This is a genomic window from Castellaniella sp., from assembly GCF_034675845.1.
In the GTDB taxonomy this organism is placed as follows: domain Bacteria; phylum Pseudomonadota; class Gammaproteobacteria; order Burkholderiales; family Burkholderiaceae_B; genus Castellaniella.
This window is the reverse complement of sequence record NZ_JAUCCU010000001.1, coordinates 1238294-1256269: the sequence shown is the minus strand read 5'-3', so window position 1 is coordinate 1256269 and position 17976 is coordinate 1238294. Positions and strand designations below refer to the sequence as shown.

Below are 17976 nucleotides of genomic sequence, written 5' to 3'. Positions count from 1 at the left end.
AATATGAAAACCTCCATCATCCTCGAAACCCGCAACCTCACCAAGACTTTTCTGGGCTTCGTCGCCGTCGATGCGGTCAATCTCCAGGTGCAACGCGGCCAGATCCATGCGCTGATCGGCCCCAATGGCGCAGGCAAGACCACCTGCTTCAATCTTCTGACCAAATTCATCAAGCCCACCCAGGGCCAGATCTATTTCGACGGCCAGGAAATCACCCACGATCAGCCTGCCGACATCGCCCGCAAAGGCATCATCCGATCCTTCCAGATTTCCGCCGTTTTCCCCCAGCTCTCCGTGCTGGATAACGTGCGCATCGCCCTGCAGCGCAACACCGGCCTGTCCTTTCACTTCTGGCGCAGCGAACGCAGCCTCACCTCCCTGAATGCACGGGCGCGGGCACTGCTCGACGAAGTCGGCCTGGGCGGTTTTGCCGACGAAATCACCGTGAATCTGCCCTATGGACGCAAACGCGCCCTGGAAATCGCCACCACCCTGGCCATGGAACCCAGCCTGATGCTGCTGGACGAGCCCACCCAGGGCATGGGCCACGAAGACGTGGACCGCGTCACCCAACTGATCAAGCAGGTCAGCGCCGGACGCACCATCCTGATGGTCGAGCACAATATGAAGGTCGTTTCCTCCATTGCTGACCGCATTACCGTCCTGGCCCGGGGGGCCGTCCTGGCCGAAGGCGACTACGCCGCCGTATCCAGCAATCCCGCTGTGATGGAAGCCTACATGGGTACCACACAGGGCGAACTCGAAGGAGCCCATGCATGAACAGCAGCACCCCCGCCCTGGAAATCTCCGACTTGCAAGCCTGGTACGGCGAATCCCATGTCCTGCACGGCGTCAATATGCGTGTCGAACCTGGTCAGGTCGTCACCTTGTTGGGCCGCAATGGCGCGGGACGCACCACAACGCTGCGCGCGCTGCTGGGCCTGACCAGCCGGCGCACGGGCTCCATCCGCATCCAGGGCACCGAATCCATCCACCTGCCCACCTACCGCATTGCCCACCTGGGCATCGGCTACTGTCCCGAAGAACGCGGCATCTTTGCCTCTTTATCGTGCGAAGAAAACCTGCTGCTGCCGCCCACCGTAGGCAATACGCTGGGCGGCGGCATGTCGCTGGCCGAAATCTACGATATGTTTCCCAATCTGCTGGAACGCCGCCACTCCCCTGGCACCCGCTTATCTGGGGGAGAGCAGCAGATGCTGGCGGTGGCCCGCATTCTGCGCACCGGCGCCAACCTGCTGCTGCTCGACGAGATCTCCGAGGGCCTGGCCCCCGTGATCGTCCAGGCCCTGGCCCGCATGATCACCACCCTGAAGGCCAAGGGCTACACCGTGGTCATGGTCGAACAGAACTTCCGTTTCGCCGCCCCGTTGGCCGATCACTTCTACATCATGGAACACGGCCAGATCATCGAAGAATTTTCCGCCGCTCAACTGGCCGAAAAACAAAACACGCTCGACAGCCTGTTGGGCGTCTGAGGGAGGAATTCAAGAGATGCTGATCTTCGGTGTTCCCATTCAAGCCTTGCTGGGCCAGTTGCTGCTGGGCCTGGTCAATGGCTCCTTCTATGCGGTGCTCTCGCTGGGTTTGGCCATTATTTTTGGCCTGCTCAATATCATCAACTTCGCGCATGGTGCCCTGTATATGCTGGGCGCTTTCATTGCCTGGATGGGGTTGCAGTATCTGGGTTTGAACTACTGGGTGATGCTGCTGCTTGCGCCGCTGGTCGTGGCGGCGTTCGGTGTGCTGATCGAGCGCGTCCTGTTATGTCGACTATACAAGCTGGATCATCTGTATGGCTTGTTGCTGACCTTTGGTCTGACCTTGCTCATCGAGGGCCTGTTCCGCAGCTTCTATGGCGTGTCGGGCCAGCCTTACCCCACCCCCGCCTTGTTGACCGGCGGCATCAATCTTGGTTTCATGTTTCTGCCCATTTATCGTGCTTGGGTCGTGGTGGCTTCTGTTCTGGCCTGCTTGCTGACCTGGTTTGTGATTGAGAAAACGCGCCTGGGCGCATTGCTGCGTGCCGGGACTGAAAACGCCAAATTGGTCGAGGCTTTCGGGGTGAATGTGCCGCTGATGATTTCGCTGACCTTCGGGTTTGGCGTGGGGTTGGCCGCGTTTGCCGGTGTGTTGGCTGCTCCGATTTTGCAGGTTTCACCCCTGATGGGCTCGAATCTCATCATTGTGGTTTTTGCCGTGGTGGTCATCGGCGGGATGGGTTCCATCCTCGGGTCCATCATCACAGGCCTTGGCCTGGGCATCGTCGAAGGCCTGACCAGGGTGTTCTGGCCTGAGGCATCCAGCACTGTCGTGTTCGTCATTATGGTGATCGTGCTGTTACTGCGCCCCGCCGGGCTGTTCGGGAAAAAATCATGAATCGTCAACTGCTTGCGTATCTGCTCATTTTCTTGTTGCTGGCGGCCTTGCCTGCGCTCGGGGCCTACCCGGTCTTCATCATGAAGGTCATGTGCTACGCCCTGTTTGCCTGTGCCTTTAACCTGCTGTTGGGCTATACCGGCCTGCTGTCCTTTGGTCATGCGGCATTCCTGGGGTTGGCGGGCTATGCCTGCGGTCAGGCGCTGACCGTCTGGGGCTGGTCCACTGCCAGCGGCCTGCTGTTTGGCACGGCCAGTGCTGCTTTGCTGGGGCTGGTGTTCGGCCTGCTGTCCATCCGGCGCAGTGGTATTTATTTCGCCATGATTACCCTGGCGCTGGCGCAGATGCTGTTTTTTTATTTTCTTCAGGCGCCTTTCACCGGCGGTGAAGACGGCTTGCAGGGTATTCCGCGCGGCAGCATTCTGGGCCTGAATCTCAGCCAGGACATCAATCTATATTATGTGGTGATGGCGATTTTTGTCCTGGGCTATGCCTTGATCTGGCGCACGGTGCATTCACCCTTTGGCCAGGCCCTGAAGGCCATCCGCGAAAACGAGGCCCGCATGGTCTCCCTGGGCTACCACGTCGATCGCTTCAAACTCCTGGCCTTCGTGCTTTCAGCCGCTTTATCCGGCTTGGCGGGCGCCACCAAATCCTTGGTCTTTGTGTCGGCGACCTTGTCCGATGCCACCTGGCATATGTCAGGCATGGTCGTGCTGATGACGCTGATCGGTGGCATGGGCACGCTGGTCGGCCCTGTACTGGGCGCCGTGGTCGTGGTGGCCCTCGAAAACAAGGTGGGCGATTTGGGCCGCTTTTTGATGCAAGAAACCGGCATCCAGTGGTTCCGCGTCCTGGGCGAATCCGTCACTATCGTCATCGGCCTGATTTTCGTGGTTTGCGTCCTCGCTTTCCGGCGTGGCATTGTCGGTGAGTGGCTGCACTGGCAGCGTACACGCACACTGGCCCCCTGAGATCCGTGTCTGAAAAGAAAAACCCCCGCAACAGCAAACTGTTGCGGGGGTTTTTCATGCAGGCTTGGTCGGCACGGGGGCCGACCAGCGGAGCGCAGGGGCTTAGAAGCCGCCCATGCCGCCCATTCCACCCATGCCGCCCATGTCGGGCATACCGCCGGCAGCAGGCTTGTCTTCGACGATTTCGGCCACAGCGGCTTCGGTCGTCAGCAACAGGCTGGCCACGGAGGCCGCGTTTTGCAGTGCGGTGCGGGTGACCTTGGTCGGGTCGATCACGCCTTGCTCGACCAGATCGCCGTATTCGCCGGTGGCGGCGTTGTAGCCGTAATTGCCTTCGCCTTGTTCAACGGCGTTGACGATCACGCTGGCTTCGTCGCCGGCATTGCTGACGATGGTGCGCAGCGGGGCTTCGATGGCGCGCAGGACCAGCTTGATGCCGGCGTCCTGGTCAGCGTTGTCGCCCTTGACCTGGGCCACAGCGGCCTTGGCGCGGATCAGCGCAACACCGCCGCCCGGAACAATGCCTTCCTCGACGGCGGCACGCGTGGCGTGCAGGGCGTCTTCAACACGGGCCTTCTTTTCCTTCATTTCGATTTCGGTGGCTGCGCCGACGCGAATCACGGCAACACCGCCCGCCAGCTTGGCGACGCGTTCTTGCAGTTTTTCACGATCGTAGTCGGACGTGGCTTCCTCGATCTGGGCGCGGATCTGCTTGACCCGGGCTTCGATGTTGGCGGCTTGGCCGGCACCGTCGATGATGGTGGTGTTTTCCTTGGCGACTTCGATGCGCTTGGCTTGGCCCAGCAGTTCGATCGTGGCTTTTTCCAGGGACAGGCCGGTTTCTTCGGAGATTACCGTGCCGCCCGTCAGGATGGCGATGTCTTCCAGCATGGCTTTGCGGCGGTCGCCGAAGCCCGGGGCCTTGACAGCGGTGGTCTTCAGGATGCCGCGGATGTTGTTCACCACCAGGGTGGCCAGGGCTTCGCCTTCGACGTCTTCAGCCACGATCAGCAGCGGACGGCTGGACTTGGCAACTTGTTCCAGCACCGGCAACAGATCGCGGATGTTGCTGATTTTCTTGTCGAAGATCAGGACAAACGGGTCGTCCAGGATGGCGACTTGCTTGTCCGGGTTGTTGATGAAGTAGGGAGACAGGTAGCCACGGTCGAATTGCATGCCTTCGACGACGTCCAGCTCGTTTTCCAGCGACTTGCCGTCTTCGACGGTGATGACGCCTTCCTTGCCGACCTTGTCCATCGCGTTGGCGATGATCTCGCCGACGGAGGCGTCGCTGTTGGCCGAGATGGAACCGACCTGGGCGATGGCCTTGCTGGTGGTGCAGGGCTTGGAGAGCTTATGCAGCTCTGCCACGGCCACGGCCACGGCCTTGTCGATGCCGCGCTTGAGGTCCATCGGGCTGATGCCGGCGGCCACGTACTTCAGGCCTTCTTCGACGATGGATTGGGCCAGCACGGTGGCGGTGGTGGTGCCGTCACCAGCGTTGTCGGAGGTCTTGGAAGCGACTTCCTTGACCAACTGGGCGCCGATGTTCTCGAACTTGTCTTTCAGTTCGATTTCCTTGGCCACGGACACACCGTCCTTGGTCACGGTGGGGGCGCCGAACGAGCGGTCCAGCACCACATTGCGGCCTTTGGGGCCCATGGTGGTCTTGACGGCGTTGGCCAGGATGTTGACACCACGGACGATGCGCGAACGGGCATCGTCACCGAAATAAACTTGCTTTGCAGCCATGTTGAAATTCCTTGGGATGATTCAGGACAGTTTGGCCTTGCGGACAAGGCCAGGGGCAGGAAGAACCGCCTTGCAGATGCGGCGGTTTCTTCGGCACGTGTGTTTACTGGATCACGGCGAGGATTTCTTCCTCGCGGATGACCAGAACTTCGTCGCCATCGACCTTGACGGACTGGCCGGCATATTTGCCGAACAGCACCTTGTCGCCGACCTTGACGTCGACCGCGATGAGCTTGCCGTCCTCGGTTTTCTTACCGGGGCCAACGGCCAGGACTTCGCCCTGATCGGGTTTTTCGGCGGCGCTCTCGGGGATGACGATACCCGAGGCAGTGGTGCGCTCGTTGTCCAGACGCTTGACGATCACACGATCGTGCAAAGGACGCAGTGCCATGGAGGAACTCCTGTTCTATTAGTGATTGAAAAAGGTGGGGGTCGTAGTTGTTAGCACTCAACCCCATCGAGTGCTAATTATAAGGACGATTCTGTCTATTTCAAGGGGGTGTTCACAGCAGTTACATTTGATCGGGCTAATTGATACTGTTGTCGAACGCCGCTGAGTTTGGAACTTCCGCCGCTCAGTTTGGAACTCCGAAAAACACCTAAAGCGAGTGCTAATGCGGGTTCCCAGTCAAAAATGGGACTGAGGTAGTCTGCAAGAAAACCTTGTTTTGGTGGTTTTCTGGGCTTGGATGCCCTTTTCGGGGCAGACCAGCCATGTTGGCTGCTTTGGGCCGAGGCTGTGTGAAAACGCAAAATCTGAGCGTTCAAGAAGTCTTTTGAGCAAAACCGACCTCTCAGATCGTGCTGTATTGCACGATCAAAGGTCAAGGAGGGGGTAGTGACCCTCGTGAGTTCTCTACAAATGAGTTTTCACACAGCCTCGACCCGTTGCTGCCGTTCGCAACATCCACCTGAGCGACCGAAATTTCGCCGAGTTCCACCAGAATCGTGTGCGCTACCATGTTGCTGAGTCCAGTCGGCTTGACATGCGGTCCCCACTTCGAGTTAGATGCGGGGAAGAAGCGCTCAGGCGATTGATCGTGGCCCTTACCGTTATGGAGTATGGATTCAGATATCACAAGTCTGCTTGGTCAATATGCAAGCGCCGAGCCGCGGCGGGCCACGGGTGGCATCTATGCGATGGCTGGCTTTGCCTTCCAAGCGCGGGTCTACGTTGCGGAACTAGCTGAGGCTCTCGCTAGATCGGGCGATGACTTACGTAGCAAGGGTGATGTTTTTGTCGAGGCTTTGTCAGACATCGCTAGGTGGGATGCGGCTCAGCGACTCGTGCTGCTTCAGGTAAAGCGCACGCTGACGTCTGCCACCCTTGACTCGGCTGCGGGCGAGGTCAATGCAATCGAGTCGTTCGTTTCCACGACCAGACCCGAATTGAAGGGAGCGCTCAAGTACGGAGTTGTTTCTGCCTTCACATCCGGGGCAACGCAATGGACTGATCTGCCCAAGGGGTCGCTTCACAAAAATCTGATCGGGAACTTGGAGGCACAGGGGCGTCTCGTTTCGCCCCGCATTGAACAAGATCCGTGGTGGCGCGCTGTCACTGCAGTTTGGCCTCACGTTGATGATCCGTATTCGTTCGCCAGATTCGCCTTTGAGCGCGTACTGCTGAGGCGAGTTGACCCTGACGACGCCCGTCTGTGCAGAGATGCGATCGCCGAGCGCTACGCAGCTTCACGTCGCACGGGACCTCGCGTGGGGCAGTTGCTTTCGGTCGCCGACTTCGCGCCGGACAGGCGAGTGGAGCGCTTTCGCCTTGAGGTGGGCCGGCAGGCAACTCTGGCGCGCATGCGCGCTGGTCAGTACATGCCTCGTGACGCGCGAGTCGCGATACTGGCAGAGCGGGCGACTGCGCTCAGCGATCTCGCCGCGCTCTCTCCAGAGGCAGCCATACGGGTGCTTTGGCTGAGAGGACGGTCCGGTGTCGGCAAGAGCGTGCTGCTGCTTCAACTGCTTGAGCATCTGGTCTTGAGCGGACGCCGGGTACAGTGGCTTAGCGGTGACGCCAGCTTGTTAGATCGCGCACTCCGGGACATGGAGAATTTGCCGCCGCACGAAGCGCCTGAGTTCATCGCTACCGACGACATCTACGATCGAGATGCGCGTGAGCAACTGGATTTGTCCAGACTCGCAAGTTATGTCGACGAGCAGGGACCCCGCGGGTGGCCTCTACTCGTTACCTGTGGCCCGACTGAGTTCGCGGAGGCATTTGTAGATGCGACGCGATTCCGTGGGTTCGAGGTCACAGCCGCACCGATCGATCCAGTTGGCGGCAGCGAAGCCGCCGATGTTCTGCACTGGGTTAGCGAGAGGCGCGGATCAGCGGCGTCCGGCCAAGGCGCGGCGTTTGCGCAAGCGCAGCAAAGCCAAGGCCTCTTTGTCTCTATGGCCACCGAACTGGAGTTTGGGGACCTCAGACAGTTTGGCGCCCGGTTCTGCGATCGTCTCGCAGCTGCTTCTTTGCAGGAACCGCTGCGGCCCTTGCTCGCGCTCAACCGACTGTACCTGCGGGCGCCCTACAGATGGCTAAAGGAATCGGACCGGGAACGACTGGAGGCACTGAATCGCGATGGTGACTTCTCAGTGCTTGAACTCCAGCCAGCAAGTCAACTTGTACGTCTCACCCATCCGCATTTAAGCGATGCTATCTACCGGGTACTCGTCAGACCCTCCACCCCGCAGGCATACGCCCGTGATCTTGCCTTGGCATTCGAGCGCTCGGTAGACGAGGGGGACCATGCCCTTGCCGCTCGGCTGCTGCGGACGTTTTCCGCTTCCGACCGGAGTCTGCTGGCTGATCGTTTGGTAGACGTCGACATGCACGGGCTGGCCGCGCGATGCGTTGCGAAGTGGCGGACGTTGCCACCCGGGGGAGATCGGAGGATTCAGTCCGACATGGCCACCAGTTGGGCCTGTTGGCGCGCAGCGCATGCAAGCCTGGGTACAGGTGTGAACGACTTGATTCAGAAGGCGCTTGAGACTCTGAACCAGTGGCGCGATTCAGATCCGCGCCAAGCCCACTGGCCGGCGTATTGGTGGCGGCTTTGGAGATCTCATCCGAATGACGAATCATTGGCGGGCTGGGCAATACGCCGAATCGTGTCGGATGAAGGATTGAAGATCCCGCAGTGGTCTCGGATTTGGGAGGCTCTTGCCGAGCACCAATCCTTTACGCAGGGCGTTCCGTCTGAGATGGCCAATGTCGCGGTACGCTGGCTTGAATGCAGTCAAGAACAAGCGGACTGGCACTTCGTGTGGAAGAAGCTGTCACTCCAAGGTCTGGACGCACTTGAGACGTCGCGTCGACTGGCGCTTGCCGAACTTGAGCTGCCGGATGTGCCGTGTTGGGCTTTTGTGCTCCAAGACATGCTCGCTCTCGCCGTAAATTCGGCGGGCGAAGATGAAGCACGCGCCCTGGTCGCGCAGGGCTGCTCGTGGCTGACTGGTCGAGAAGATCGCGCTGAATGGGCCCACGTCTGGCGGGCGCTGCTGGAGCGTCCCCAGCTGCTACCCGAGACCGTCGACGAGCGCGCCCTGGTCGCGCAGGGCTGCTCGTGGCTGACTGGTCGAGAAGATCGCGCTGAATGGGCCCACGTCTGGCGGGCGCTGCTGGAGCGTCCCCAGCTGCTACCCGAGACCGTCGACGAGCGCGCCCTGGTCGCGCAGGGCTGCTCGTGGCTGACTGGTCGAGAAGATCGCGCTGAATGGGCCCACGTCTGGCGGGCTCTGCTGGAGCGTCCCCAGTTGCTACCCGAGACCGTCGACGAGCGCGCCCTGGTCGTGCAGGCCTGCTCGTGGTTGACTGGTCGAGAAGATCGCGCTGAATGGCCCCACGTCTGGCAGGCTCTGCTGGAGCGTCCCCAGCTGCTACCCGAGACCGTCGACGAGCGCGCCCTGGTCGCGCAGGCCTGCTCGTGGTTGACTGGTCGAGAAGATCGCGCTGAATGGCCCCACGTCTGGCAGGCTCTGCTGGAGCGTCCCCAGCTGCTACCCGAGACCGTCGACGAGCGCGCCCTGGTCGTGCAGGGCTGCTCGTGGTTGACTGGTCGAGAAGATCGCGCTGAATGGGCCCACGTCTGGCGGGCGCTGCTGGAGCGTCCCCAGCTGCTACCCGAGACCGTCGACGAGCGCGCCCTGGTCGCGCAGGGCTGCTCGTGGTTGACTGGTCGAGAAGATCGCGCTGAATGGGCCCACGTCTGGCGGGCGCTGCTGGAGCGTCCCCAGCTGCTACCCGAGACCGTCGACGAGCGCGCCCTGGTCGTGCAGGGCTGCTCGTGGTTGACTGGTCGAGAAGATCGCGCTGAATGGCCCCACGTCTGGCAGGCTCTGCTGGAGCGTCCCCAGCTGCTACCCGAGACCGTCGACGAGCGCGCCCTGGTCGCGCAGGCCTGCTCGTGGTTGACTGGTCGAGAAGATCGCGCTGAATGGCCCCACGTCTGGCAGGCTCTGCTGGAGCGTCCCCAGCTGCTACCCGAGACCGTCGACGAGCGCGCCCTGGTCGCGCAGGCCTGCTCGTGGTTGACTGGTCGAGAAGATCGGTCGGATTGGTTGCCGACGTTCCTGGAGGTGCTTAAGCGGAGGAACCGCTTGCCTGCGGGGGATGCCCTAGGGCTGAAGGATCACGCACCGAAACTGTTGGCTCAATTGGAGAACTTCTCGCGCGGCGAAGCCGGACATCTCTTGGAGTCCATGATGGATACCGGACTCGCAGATGTTGAAGTCGTCGATGCTATGTTCGATTGGTTGCAGGCTGATCGGTCGCACCCTGCTTGGCCCCTCATTGCCGGCAAATGCCTGCGACGCCTTCGCGATGACGACCGCGCTCGGGCAATTGCGAAGGACCTCGTCCAAGCCATCGAACGCCACCCGAATGCCGGCGCCTGGTATCGGTTGCAGACTATCCTTGAATCGGATGATTCGGCGAGCGCAAGTCAGTCTTTGGAGTCGGTTCAAGTCGCTCTGGCGCGGCGCAAGTCTGCGCCAGCTTGGGACGAAGTTGCGCGCAAGCTGCAATCGGGTGAACCGATCAAGGCAACAGTTACGAAGCAGGTCGGGCAGAACATGACTGTCGAGCTCGAAGGGGGACTGTTTGCCCTGCTTCTCGTTGACGAGGGCTTCAGCCGTCGGCGAGGGCGAGACCTTGAAGTGGTGGTAACCAAGGTCCAGACTCATCTCGATCGAGTCGTTGTTTCGCCCTACCGAGGGGTAGCATCGCCATTGCCGCTCGAAGATCTATTCCCGGGTGGAAACTATGAGGGCACGGTTACAGGGCACCAGGGATACGGCATCTTCGTGGAGGTCCGTGGGCAAAAGGGTCTTGTCCACGCCAAATACTTGGGTGATGTCGGGTCGTACTCAGCTCGTTTTCCCAAGGGAACCAAGGTTCAAGTCCGGCTCGTCGAAGTTGGACCGAAGGGGTTAGTACTTGCGTTGCCGCCTGGGGAGTGATCTCGCGAATTGGCTTCGTAGCCCGACCTAGGTTTTCGCCCAAGGAACTTCACGCCTAAATGGCTGCATTTGGGCTATTCTGACCACAAGGCTGCGGCAGCGAATGTCGGCTTTTGGCAGCCGATAGCAGCCGTTCATATAGAACAATCCGGAAAGTTCAAAACTAAACGACGGAAAGTACGGAAATTTCAGAACTGAATGACTATGTTGTTCGAGACACGATGGTGTTTTCCCTGTAACGTACTGATTTCAAAGAGGTGGCGATTCAGAGCTCAGTGGCGTTCGACAACTGCCAACGGCTTACTCAGATCGGCCATTTGAGGCGTCTGCCATCAACCCGAAGCGGACGACCAATGGAGTCCGAAATGGCTGGTCGATTGATACGCGTAGGCTTATGTGAGGTTTAAGCCGCCATCCGACAGTAGGATTTCACCCGTCAGGTAGTCTGAAGCGACCAGCATTGCAACAGCTTGTGCGATATCTTCTGGGCTAGCCGCCCGACGCATAGGCGCCTGTTCTTTCCAAATTTGCTGTGCCTGCATCCAGTTCGCTGTCATGGGCGTATCGACCAGGCCTGGTGCGACAGCGTTCACCCGAATATGCGGGGCAAGCGAAAGAGCAAGCAGGCGGGTCACATGGTTTAACGCCGCCTTGGTCGCTGCATAAGGAATGGACGCACCCTTTGGTCGGACGCCGGCATGCGAACTGACATTAATGACGCAACCAGGCTTTCCCCGCGCAGCCGCATCACGGAGCGCGGATTCAGCGTGCGCCACCAAACGGAATGGGGCTACGACATTGATTTCATGCAGTTCCTGCCATATATCCGGCGTGGCCGCCAAGATATCTGCATGGGGGATGACGCGACTGACGCCAGCGTTATTGACCAGCACATCGAGTCGTCCCCACATGGCAACTGCTTCGCGCACAAGCCTCTCTCGGTCCGCCTCATTCGCCAAATCAGCTTGTATATAAGCAGCCATGCCTAACTCGCTGGCCAATGCATGCCCAGCATCGACTGAATTGCGCGAATGCAAGATGATGGCGAATCCCTCGTTGGATAGCCGTCGAGCAATGGCGGCCCCGATACCGGAAGTGGAACCAGTGACAAGAGCAACAGGAGACAAAAAATTCATAGGTATATCGACATCAAGAATAAAGGGCTATTCATCGTAGGCCTCATTCAGGCCGGGAGACCAAGCGTTGCTCATAGTCTAAAGCAATCACATCAATAAAAACTATTCATTTTACTTATCAATAGAGATTGCCTACACTGAATTTGTTGCCACTCAGGCCATTTACTGAACCAGGAGTCCACATGTCTCTCATCAATACCGTTATCAAGCCCTTCAAGGCCACTGCTTATCACAATGGCAAGTTCGTGGAAGTCAGCAACGAAAGCGTTGCCGGCAAGTGGGCCGTGTTCGTGTTCTATCCCGCCGACTTCACTTTTGTGTGCCCGACCGAACTCGAAGACCTGGCTGATCACTACGCTGAATTCCAGAAGCTGGGCGTGGAAGTCTACTCCGTGTCCACCGATACGCATTTCGCCCATAAGGCCTGGCACGACACGTCCGAAGCCATCAAGAAGGTCAACTACCCGATGATCGGCGACCCGACCCATGCGCTGTCCAAGAACTTTGAAGTGTTGATCGAAGAAGAAGGCATTGCCCTGCGCGGCACCTTCGTGGTCAATCCTGCCGGCGAAATCAAGGTCCTGGAAGTCCACGACAACGGCATCGGCCGTGATGCTTCCGAACTGCTGCGCAAGGTCAAGGCTGCACTCTATATCGCTGCCCACCCCGGCGAGGTCTGCCCCGCCAAATGGGAAGAAGGCGCCAAGACCCTGACCCCGTCCCTGGACCTGGTCGGCAAGATCTAAAGCCCTGACAGGCACAGAGGCCCCTTCATCAGGGCCTCTCCCTCCGGCGGCATGATCCGCCTCGGTTCCGATCAAGGGTGCTGAGGCAGATCAGCAAAGGCCGGTCTCTCCCCACAAGGGCGTGTTTTTTTCCAAAAAGGTACATATATGCTGGATGCAAACCTCAAAGGACAATTAGGAACTTACCTCGAACGGGTCACGCAACCTGTCGAGCTGCGTGCCTCTGTGGACGGCAGCGCTCAGGCGCAGGAATTGCGTGCCTTTCTGGAAGAAATCGCCAGTTTGTCCGATAAGATCACGCTGCTCGACGTTGCCGATATGCGGGTTCCTTCCTTCGAGATCGCCCGGGCGGGCACCGATATCGGTGTGCGCTTTGCCGGTATGCCGCTGGGGCACGAATTCACCTCGCTGGTGCTGGCCTTGTTGCAGGTGGGTGGTCACCCCCCGAAACTGGATGATGCCGTCATCGAGCAGATCCGCGCATTGCCGGGCGACTACCATTTCGAAACGTATTTCTCCCTGTCGTGCCAGAATTGCCCGGACGTGGTCCAGGCGCTGAACGCCATGTCGGTCATCAATCCGCGCATCCGCCATGTGGCGATTGATGGCGCCTTGTTCCAGGACGAGGTCCAGCAGCGCGAGATCCTGTCTGTGCCGGCCGTGTTCCTCAATGGCGAAATCTTTCACCAAGGCCGCGCCGGGGTCGAGGAAATCCTGGCGAAACTGGACGTCGGCGACGATAGCGCCAAGGTCGATGCCCTGAATGCCCGTGAAGAATTCGACGTGCTGGTGGTGGGCGGTGGGCCAGCCGGTGCCGCCGCTGCCGTGTATGCCGCCCGCAAGGGCATCCGCACGGGCGTGGTCGCCGAACGTTTCGGCGGTCAGGTGCTGGACACCATGGCCATCGAGAACTACATCTCCGTGCTGGAAACCGAAGGGCCAAAATTCGGCGTGGCGCTGGAACAGCACGTCAAGGCCTACGAGGTCGACATCATGAACCTGCAGCGGGCGGATCGCCTGGTGCCCGGCAAATCGATTCAGCTCGAACTTGCCAGCGGCGCCGTGCTGAAGGCCAAGACCGTCATCCTGTCCACCGGCGCCCGCTGGCGCCAGATCAATGTGCCGGGCGAAAACGAATACCGCAATCGCGGCGTGGCCTACTGCCCGCACTGCGACGGCCCCTTGTTCAAGGGCAAGCACGTGGCAGTCATCGGCGGAGGTAACTCGGGCGTTGAAGCCGCGATCGACCTGGCCGGGATCGTGGGCCATGTCACCCTGGTGGAATTCGGCGCTGCGTTGCGCGCCGACGATGTGCTGCAGCGCAAATTGCGCAGCATGCCCAATGTCACGATTCTGGTCTCGGCCCAGACCACAGAAATTCATGGCGATGGCAAGCGCGTGGTTGGTCTTAGCTACAAGAATCGCAGTAGCGGGGCAGATCATCGGGTTGACCTGGACGGGGTCTTTATCCAGATCGGTCTGGTGCCCAACACCGAATGGCTCAAGGGTACGGTGGATCTGACGCCGCATGGCGAGATTATCGTTGATGCCCGTGGCCAGACCTCGGTGCCTGGTGTGTTTGCCGCAGGGGATGCCACCACGGTGCCCTACAAGCAGATCATCATCGCCGCGGGCGATGGGGCCAAGGCCGCCTTGTCCGCCTTCGACCATTTGATCCGCAGTTCCGTGGATGCGGACGAAACAGCCGCCGCGTAAATATCTTTCCCGGTGATACTGGACTCCCCCTTTAATCAGGGGGAGTTTTTTTAGGCGTGCGTTGGCCGCCTATCCCCTGGGAACCTCTGAACAAGTCCTCGCGCCGCTGGCATTTGTCGATTCGGGCAGTCTGCTGCGTTGCAAATCCTCGCGATAGCTACGGCTATCGCTGTGGTTTGCGTCTTGCATCCCATCCCGAACGACAACGCCTGCTTACCGCTCGACTTATTCAGAGGTTCCCTTGGTGCCTGCCGTTCATTTTGAACTTGTCGAAGGCCGTCCCTGCCTCATAAACTATTGCTCATTCTGAGGGTGGGTCATTCATGTTTTCTGAATATGGTGTATTGGATGTCTGGACATATCTGGCCGGCGTGATTTTTATTGTGCTGCTGCCAGGGCCGAACTCGTTGTTCGTGCTGGCGGTGGGGGCTGGTCGTGGCGTGCGGGCTGGCTATCAGGCCGCGTGCGGGGTGTTTCTGGGGGACACCATTCTGATGACGCTGACGGCAGCAGGCGCAGCCTCGGTTTTGAAACTGCTGCCGGTGGTGTTTCTGGCCCTGAAGGCAGTGGGCGCGGTGTATCTCAGCTATCTGGGCATCCGGCTGCTGTGGTCGGCCTGGCGGCCTGCGCATGACAACCCCAAGACCGTCTCGATTGCCTCGGGCAGTCCATTTCAAAAGGCCTTGCTGCTCAGCCTGCTCAATCCCAAGGCGATTTTGTTCCTGCTGTCGTTCTTCGTGCAGTTCGTGGACCCGGCCTATGCCCACCCATCCCTGTCGTTTCTGATCCTGGCCCTGATTCTGCAGGCGTGCAGCGCCATCTATCTGTCTGCCTTGATCTTTGGCGGCTCGCGTCTGGCTGCGGCCTTTCGACGCCGCCAGGGACTGGCGCGTAGCGGCAGTGGCATGGTTGGTTTGTTGTTCCTGTGGTTCGCCGGGCGCATGGCGTTTGAAGCCTGAAGCATCGTCGGGCGGGGTGTCATCATTGTGCGCTAATATTGAACATTCATTCAGCGTGATGTTCCCGCGCAAAATCACTGAACAAGACGAGATAGCGCGGTTGTCAGCCCGTTTCATCCGGGTCGATTCCGTCAGCCTAGGGGTTAATCCCCTTTAGGCCTAATCCTGCTTCCTGAGTAGAATTTTTCGGACTTCAGCGTTTCACGAACCCTCCGAACAGGACGCCTGCATGCCACCGCGACTGGCCTTACATCAAATATCTAAATCCTATCCCGCCGTGCGCGCCAACGACGCGGTGGATCTCACCGTCGAAGCGGGCGAAATCCACGCGGTGCTGGGCGAGAACGGGGCGGGCAAGTCCACCTTGATGAAAATCATCTATGGGGTTGTGCGTCCTGACAGTGGAACGGTGCAGTGGGATGGCGCCGACGTGCATATTGCCAATCCCGCTGCGGCCCGGGCATTGGGGCTGGGCATGGTGTTCCAGCATTTTTCTCTGTTCGACACCCTGACTGTGGTGGAAAACATTGCCCTGGGCCTATCGCCCGATATCGACTTGCAGGAACTCGCTGGCCGCATTGCCGACACCGCCCACCAGTACGGTCTGGATGTCGAGCCTCATCGTCATGTGCATACGCTGTCGGTGGGCGAACGCCAGCGTGTGGAAATCGTGCGGGCCCTGCTGGGCAAACCCAAGCTGCTGATCCTGGACGAGCCCACGTCAGTGTTGACGCCCCAGGCGGTACAGCGTTTATTTCAGGTGCTGCGCCAGTTGGCCGAAGAAGGCTGCAGCATTCTATACATCAGCCATAAGCTCGATGAAATCCGCAGCCTGTGTCACCGCTGCACCGTCATGCGGGCTGGCCGGGTCACCGGGATTTGCGACCCGCGCCAGGAAACCGACGCCAGTCTGTCGCGCATGATGATCGGGGCGGATCTGCCCGTGCAGCAGCGCCAGGTTCGCGAGGCCGGCCCGGTCTTGCTGCAGGTGCGCCACTTGGATCTCCCCCAGGCCCATCCTTTTGCCACGGCGCTGTCGCAATTGTCTTTCGATCTGCATGCCGGGGAAATCCTGGGCATAGCGGGGGTGTCCGGCAACGGTCAACAAGAACTGATGGGTGTTCTTTCCGGCGAGGATCGCCGTGTGGCACGCGATACCATCATCCTCGACGGCCAGCCGATTGGACGCCAATCGTCAGCTTGGCGACGCACCCAGGGGCTGGCATTCGTGCCTGAAGAACGTCTTGGTCGCGGTGCAGTGCCTGAACTCTCTCTGGCGCGTAATCTGCTGCTGTCGCACCAGGGGGCCGATACCATCCGCCATGGCTGGATTCGCACTGGGGTGGTGCAACGCATTACCAGCGAAATCATCCAGCGCTTTCACGTCAAGGCCTCTGGCCCGCATGCCTTGGCGGGCAGCCTGTCCGGCGGCAATCTGCAAAAATTCATTGTGGGCCGCGAGGTCGTGCGACAGCCGCGTCTGCTGCTGATTGCCCAGCCTACGTGGGGGGTCGATGTCGGGGCCGCTGCCCAGATCCATGGCGAACTGCTGGCCTTGCGCGATGCCGGCTGCGCCATTTTGCTGATTTCCGAAGAACTCGACGAACTGCTCGAACTCTCCGATCGACTGTTGGTGATGTCCAAGGGCCGCCTGTCGCCGCCGGTGACGCGAGAGCAAGCCAACCGTGAACAGATCGGACAGTGGATGAGCGGCCTGTGGCCCGGTGCCGATGCCGATGTCGTCCACTCTGCCCAGGAGTCCGTCCATGCTTGAACTCATCCCCCGGGCCGAACCCTCTCGCCGTATGGCCTGGATTTCGCCGATCCTGGCTTTGGGCCTGACGGCACTGTGCGGCGTCTTCATGTTCCTGATCGTGGGTAAATCCCCGCTGCAAGGCCTGAATGTTTTTTTTATCCAACCGCTGACCAGCGTACAAGGCTGGTCTGAAATCGGCGTCAAGGTCGCGCCTTTGCTGCTCTGCGCCGTGGGCTTGGCACTTTGTTTTCGGGCCAATATCTTCAATATCGGTGCCGAAGGCCAACTGGTGATGGGGGCCATTGCCTCGGGTGCCTTTATCCTGCAGTTTGATGATGGGATGGGTGGTGGTGGCGGGCCTTTGATGATGACGCTGGCCCTGCTGGCCGGGGCCGTCGGCGGTGCGCTTTGGGCCGCGTTGGTGGCCTGGCTGCGCGATCTTTATCACGCCAACGAAATCCTGGTTTCCTTGATGCTGGTTTATGTGGCCGAACTCCTGCTCAGCTATCTGGTGCATGGGGTCATGCGCGACCCCGATGGCTTTGGCTTTCCCCAGTCCAGGTTGTTCGACTTCGGCTTTCTGCTGCCGGTCTGGCCTGGGACGCGCCTGCATCTGGGGCTGGCACTGGCCTTGCTGGCTGCGCTGCTGGCGTGGCTGCTGCTGTCTCGTCTGTTTGCAGGCTATCGGCTGACGGTGGGCGGCCTGGCTCCCATGGCCGCGCGTTATGCCGGGTTTTCCTCGCGTCAGGCGCTCTGGGGCTGCATGCTGGGTTCAGGGGCACTGGCCGGGGTGGCCGGGGCGGCCGAGATCATGGGCCCCATCGGGCAGCTCACTCCCTCGGTGTCGCCCGGCTATGGCTTTGCCGCCATCATTGTGGCCTTTGTGGGGCGCCTGCACCCCATCGGGGTGATATTCGCCAGCTTCATCATGGCGCTGTTCTACATCGGCGGTGAACTCTCCCAGACACGGCTGGGCATGCCCAGTGCCATCACCGGCATTTTTCAGGGCATCTTGCTGTTTTCGCTGCTGGCTTGTGATGTTTTAATCAATCAACGCTTGCGCTGGAGGCGCTGAAC

Annotated in this window: 13 protein-coding genes; 10 read left to right on the top strand and 3 right to left on the bottom strand. The window is 59.9% G+C overall.

Going from position 1 to position 17976, the window contains the following annotated elements; translation table 11 throughout:
- Positions 1 to 3: 3 nt before the first annotated feature.
- From VDP81_RS06015 to VDP81_RS06000, 4 genes are read left to right on the top strand one after another with little or no spacing between them, the layout of a single operon-like run.
- Positions 4 to 780 (top strand): ABC transporter ATP-binding protein, encoded by a 777-nt coding sequence (locus tag VDP81_RS06015; protein ID WP_323011801.1) that lies wholly within the window; start codon positions 4 to 6, stop codon positions 778 to 780.
- A complete protein-coding gene (locus VDP81_RS06010) occupies positions 777 to 1496 on the top strand; it encodes an ABC transporter ATP-binding protein (RefSeq protein ID WP_323011800.1) in 720 nt (239 codons plus the stop codon). Before VDP81_RS06015 ends, VDP81_RS06010 begins: the two co-directional genes overlap by 4 nt.
- 16 nt (positions 1497 to 1512) lie before the next feature.
- Positions 1513 to 2397 (top strand): branched-chain amino acid ABC transporter permease, encoded by an 885-nt coding sequence (locus tag VDP81_RS06005; RefSeq protein ID WP_323011799.1) that lies wholly within the window; start codon positions 1513 to 1515, stop codon positions 2395 to 2397.
- Positions 2394 to 3371, top strand: coding sequence for a branched-chain amino acid ABC transporter permease (locus VDP81_RS06000; protein ID WP_323011798.1), 978 nt, complete (start codon positions 2394 to 2396; stop codon positions 3369 to 3371). The genes VDP81_RS06005 and VDP81_RS06000 overlap by 4 nt, the downstream gene beginning before the upstream one ends.
- Before the next feature lie 102 nt (positions 3372 to 3473).
- Here VDP81_RS06000 and groL read toward each other — a convergent pair whose 3' ends face one another.
- The gene (gene groL / locus VDP81_RS05995) at positions 3474 to 5123 is read right to left on the bottom strand and encodes a chaperonin GroEL (RefSeq protein WP_323011797.1); all 1650 of its coding nucleotides are present in this window, start codon (positions 5121 to 5123) and stop codon (positions 3474 to 3476) included.
- A gap of 103 nt (positions 5124 to 5226) precedes the next feature.
- Complete coding sequence (locus tag VDP81_RS05990; protein ID WP_322995485.1) at positions 5227 to 5514, bottom strand: co-chaperone GroES; 288 nt, start codon at positions 5512 to 5514, stop codon at positions 5227 to 5229.
- Positions 5515 to 8504: 2990 nt separating this feature from the next.
- On the opposite strand from VDP81_RS05990, the gene VDP81_RS05985 reads away from it, so the two are divergent.
- Positions 8505 to 10586, top strand: coding sequence for a hypothetical protein (locus VDP81_RS05985; RefSeq protein ID WP_323011796.1), 2082 nt, complete (start codon positions 8505 to 8507; stop codon positions 10584 to 10586).
- A gap of 392 nt (positions 10587 to 10978) precedes the next feature.
- On the opposite strand, the gene VDP81_RS05980 is transcribed toward VDP81_RS05985, so the two are convergent.
- Positions 10979 to 11722, bottom strand: a complete 744-nt coding sequence (locus VDP81_RS05980; RefSeq protein ID WP_323011795.1) for an SDR family oxidoreductase — start codon at positions 11720 to 11722, stop codon at positions 10979 to 10981.
- A 182-nt stretch (positions 11723 to 11904) separates the two neighbouring features.
- On the opposite strand from VDP81_RS05980, the gene ahpC reads away from it, so the two are divergent.
- From ahpC to VDP81_RS05955, 5 genes are all read left to right on the top strand, one after another.
- Positions 11905 to 12468, top strand: coding sequence for an alkyl hydroperoxide reductase subunit C (ahpC, locus tag VDP81_RS05975; RefSeq protein ID WP_322995484.1), 564 nt, complete (start codon positions 11905 to 11907; stop codon positions 12466 to 12468).
- Positions 12469 to 12615: 147 nt separating this feature from the next.
- Entirely contained in the window at positions 12616 to 14184 is a 1569-nt protein-coding gene (gene ahpF, locus VDP81_RS05970) for an alkyl hydroperoxide reductase subunit F (protein ID WP_322995483.1), read from the top strand.
- Between the two features lie 323 nt (positions 14185 to 14507).
- Positions 14508 to 15143 (top strand): leucine efflux protein LeuE, encoded by a 636-nt coding sequence (gene leuE, locus VDP81_RS05965; RefSeq protein WP_322995482.1) that lies wholly within the window; start codon positions 14508 to 14510, stop codon positions 15141 to 15143.
- Between the two features lie 229 nt (positions 15144 to 15372).
- Entirely contained in the window at positions 15373 to 16917 is a 1545-nt protein-coding gene (locus tag VDP81_RS05960) for an ABC transporter ATP-binding protein (RefSeq protein WP_323011794.1), read from the top strand.
- The gene (locus tag VDP81_RS05955) at positions 16910 to 17974 is read left to right on the top strand and encodes an ABC transporter permease (RefSeq protein ID WP_322995480.1); all 1065 of its coding nucleotides are present in this window, start codon (positions 16910 to 16912) and stop codon (positions 17972 to 17974) included. The genes VDP81_RS05960 and VDP81_RS05955 overlap by 8 nt, the downstream gene beginning before the upstream one ends.
- Positions 17975 to 17976 lie beyond the last annotated feature (2 nt).

Bases quoted from the DNA above. Each gene is read 5' to 3' on its own strand.
- ahpF (WP_322995483.1), top strand. From the start codon at position 12,616: ATGCTGGATGCAAACCTCAAAGGACAATTAGGAACTTACCTCGAACGG.
- VDP81_RS06010 (WP_323011800.1), top strand. From the start codon at position 777: ATGAACAGCAGCACCCCCGCCCTGGAAATCTCCGACTTGCAAGCCTGG.
- ahpC (WP_322995484.1), top strand. From the start codon at position 11,905: ATGTCTCTCATCAATACCGTTATCAAGCCCTTCAAGGCCACTGCTTAT.
- leuE (WP_322995482.1), top strand. From the start codon at position 14,508: ATGTTTTCTGAATATGGTGTATTGGATGTCTGGACATATCTGGCCGGC.
- groL (WP_323011797.1), bottom strand. From the start codon at position 5,123: ATGGCTGCAAAGCAAGTTTATTTCGGTGACGATGCCCGTTCGCGCATC.
- VDP81_RS05980 (WP_323011795.1), bottom strand. From the start codon at position 11,722: ATGAATTTTTTGTCTCCTGTTGCTCTTGTCACTGGTTCCACTTCCGGT.
- VDP81_RS05960 (WP_323011794.1), top strand. From the start codon at position 15,373: ATGCCACCGCGACTGGCCTTACATCAAATATCTAAATCCTATCCCGCC.
- VDP81_RS06005 (WP_323011799.1), top strand. From the start codon at position 1,513: ATGCTGATCTTCGGTGTTCCCATTCAAGCCTTGCTGGGCCAGTTGCTG.
- VDP81_RS05990 (WP_322995485.1), bottom strand. From the start codon at position 5,514: ATGGCACTGCGTCCTTTGCACGATCGTGTGATCGTCAAGCGTCTGGAC.
- VDP81_RS05955 (WP_322995480.1), top strand. From the start codon at position 16,910: ATGCTTGAACTCATCCCCCGGGCCGAACCCTCTCGCCGTATGGCCTGG.
- VDP81_RS05985 (WP_323011796.1), top strand. From the start codon at position 8,505: ATGCTCGCTCTCGCCGTAAATTCGGCGGGCGAAGATGAAGCACGCGCC.
- VDP81_RS06000 (WP_323011798.1), top strand. From the start codon at position 2,394: ATGAATCGTCAACTGCTTGCGTATCTGCTCATTTTCTTGTTGCTGGCG.
- VDP81_RS06015 (WP_323011801.1), top strand. From the start codon at position 4: ATGAAAACCTCCATCATCCTCGAAACCCGCAACCTCACCAAGACTTTT.